Source organism: Candidatus Bathyarchaeota archaeon, from assembly GCA_026014465.1.
Classification (GTDB): domain Archaea; phylum Thermoproteota; class Bathyarchaeia; order Bathyarchaeales; family Bathycorpusculaceae; genus JADGNF01.
The window spans coordinates 1-2663 of sequence record JAOZID010000009.1; the positions used below are offsets into that span (position 1 = coordinate 1).

Annotated in this window: 2 protein-coding genes; both read left to right on the forward strand. The window is 46.2% G+C overall.

Annotated elements, in window-relative coordinates:
• Window positions 1-194: 194 nt before the first annotated feature.
• A complete protein-coding gene (locus NWF04_02065) occupies window positions 195-1028 on the forward strand; it encodes a site-specific integrase (GenBank protein MCW4005374.1) in 834 nt (277 codons plus the stop codon).
• Between the two features lie 10 nt (window positions 1029-1038).
• Window positions 1039-2160 (forward strand): IS91 family transposase, encoded by a 1122-nt coding sequence (locus NWF04_02070; protein ID MCW4005375.1) that lies wholly within the window; start codon window positions 1039-1041, stop codon window positions 2158-2160.
• The last annotated feature ends 503 nt before the right edge of the window (window positions 2161-2663 follow it).

Genomic DNA, 2663 nt, shown 5'->3' on the forward strand with positions numbered 1-2663 from the left:
ACGACTGTCAAGTTTGCTATCTTCATAGACTCTGTCACACATATAGAAAAAATAAGAGGAATAAAAGTAACATTATACATACGTTGAACTAAACCCCGCTTTGGCGGGGCAGTTTTACTTCTTGCAAAAAACAGCGTAACTTCCTTACTCATCTTTAATTTCTATAGTTATGAAAAAAAAGTATCCATGAGTTGATGGAGCGTGAGATGCGTATCCGCAACTACAGTGAAAGAACCATCCGCAGTTACGTTTGCTCGGTGGGCCAGGTATCCCGTTACTTCAATCGTCCCCCGGGTCGGATCAGCACCGAAGAGTTCAAGATTTATCTTCATCATTTAATCACCCATGAAAATTGCTCAGTCAGCCGGATTAACCAAAACATCAGCGCCTGGAAGATCCTTCAACAGGATCTGCTCAAGCGCAAGTGGGAAAGCATTCGAATCCGGCGTCCCCGGAAGGAAAAGAAACTCCCCGTTGTGCTTTCAGCAACAGAAGCAAGGGCCTTGATCAACTCGCCACGCAGCTACAAACACCGGCTTTTGTTAAGCCTGGCTTATGCCACGGGTATGCGCCGCAACGAGCTCTTGCACATCCGGCTTAAAGACATTGACCGGCTGCGCGGCGTTATTAAAATCACAGGGAAAGGAAACAAGCAGCGTGAACTTCCAATATCACCCGGGCTTTTCAAATCACTGGGGGACTATTATCGCAGGTGGCGCCCGGCAGTTTATCTTTTTGAAGGGGCGGTGCCGGGCAAAGCCTATTCGTCCACCAGCATACAGAAGATTGTAAAAGGAAGTGCACTTAAAGCAGGTATCAAAAAGAATATCTCCCCGCATGTACTCCGTCACTCGTTTGCTACCCACATGCTCGAACGAGGCGTAAACCTCAAACGTCTGCAACTGTTAATGGGGCACAACTCGATGAAAACAACCTCTGTTTACCTACACCTGGCCGACCTTGACAAGGTGCAACTGCCCGATTTAACCCAGACAAAACCAGAAGATGATGCAGACTACAGGGAATAAGCGCCAGCAGGTGGAACTGGCCGACATCATACGTGAATACAGACCAACATTGAAAGCAAACGCAAAGCTTTGTCCCGAACAGTTCAAAGCCATTGACGACATCTGTTCTTGTCGCACTTCAAGCCTGAAAGGACACCTGAGTGTATGTGACAACTGTGGGTATCGCGAACAGTCGTACAACTCATGCCGGAACCGCCATTGCAACAAATGCCAGTACCAAAAACAAACCATTTGGGCTCAAAATCTCAAAGGGAGATTGCTACCGGGCAAATACTTTCATTTAGTGTTTACCCTGCCCGGTTGTTTAAACCGTCTGATTTACCGTAATCAGCAAATATGTTACAGTTTATTGTTTGCCAAGGCCTGGTCGGCTCTGCAGGTGCTGTGTGCCAATCCCCGTTTCCTTGGGGCACAGCCAGGAGCAGTAGTCGTACTGCATACCTGGTCTTCCACGCTGGTTTATCATCCCCATGTTCATATGCTGGTCCCGGCCGGGGGATTGTCCGAAGATGGGTTGGAATGGGTCAAGGCGAAAAACGATTTTTTAGTACCTGTTAAAGCCTTGTCGAAAGTGTTCCGGGCCCGCTTTTGTGAGGCTTTGTTGAACCTGTTGCAGACCGACAGCCTGGAGCTTCCCGAAGGGTTCCAAACCCGGGGATTAAAACAAAGGCTTTATGCCAAACCATGGGTGGTATATGCCAAAAAGACCGGGAAAACCGCCGATCGGGCACTGGAGTATCTCGGGCGCTATACCCACCGGGTGGCAATTAGCAATCAGCGTATTTACAGCTTCAACCAGGGGAAGGTTTCTTTTCGCTGCAAGGACCCAAAGACAGGACGCTATAACCGGGAAATGACCCTGGAGGCGGAAACATTTATCAAACGGTTCCTGCTTCACGTTTTGCCTTCAGGATTCTATAAAATCAGGTACTTCGGAGTTTTATCGTCAGCCAATACTGCAAACAAAAAAGAGCAATGCCTGGCCCTGATAGCTAAGCAACAATACATCTCTCCACTGGAAGGACTAAGCACTTACGAAGCTTTTCGGATCCTTACCGGTAGCGATCCCCTGCGATGTAAAAAATGCAACGATGGCCTGATGTTAGCTTACCCGATAAACAATTCTGCTTAAAGGCCAGACCGACAAACGTTCTTTGACAAACCAAACAATAAATTACTCACGCAGCCAAACTAGGGTTAACGGGAAAACTATGCCTAAAGGTAAAGCGATAAAAGCCCATTTGACCGAAAAAAACAAAACCAATAACCTGTAAAGGTCTACTGATAAACAGATAAATAGGATGACAATAACTGGCAGACCCATAGCGGCGACGGGGAACAGTCCAACGATATTTTATCCATCACTTGTCGAGTATAAAAAATACTGATTAGCAATATCAAGTATTATTGCTAATTTAACAGCACGCTTTCGCGATGGATAAAATACTAGAACGTTATATGCCAGCTTAAAAGAAAACCAGACCAACTAAATTTTACCGCAATCAAAAAGAGAAAAAATAGAAACGCCAACGCACAAAGCATAAGTTTTCCAGCCCTTCCCCACAATCATCGCTTCGCTGTCAAACACATGCTTTTTTGCCGACGCACACTTTTGTGCATATTGACAGATTGGAA

Bases quoted from the DNA above. Each gene is read 5' to 3' on its own strand.
- NWF04_02065 (MCW4005374.1), top strand. From the start codon at position 195: ATGGAGCGTGAGATGCGTATCCGCAACTACAGTGAAAGAACCATCCGC.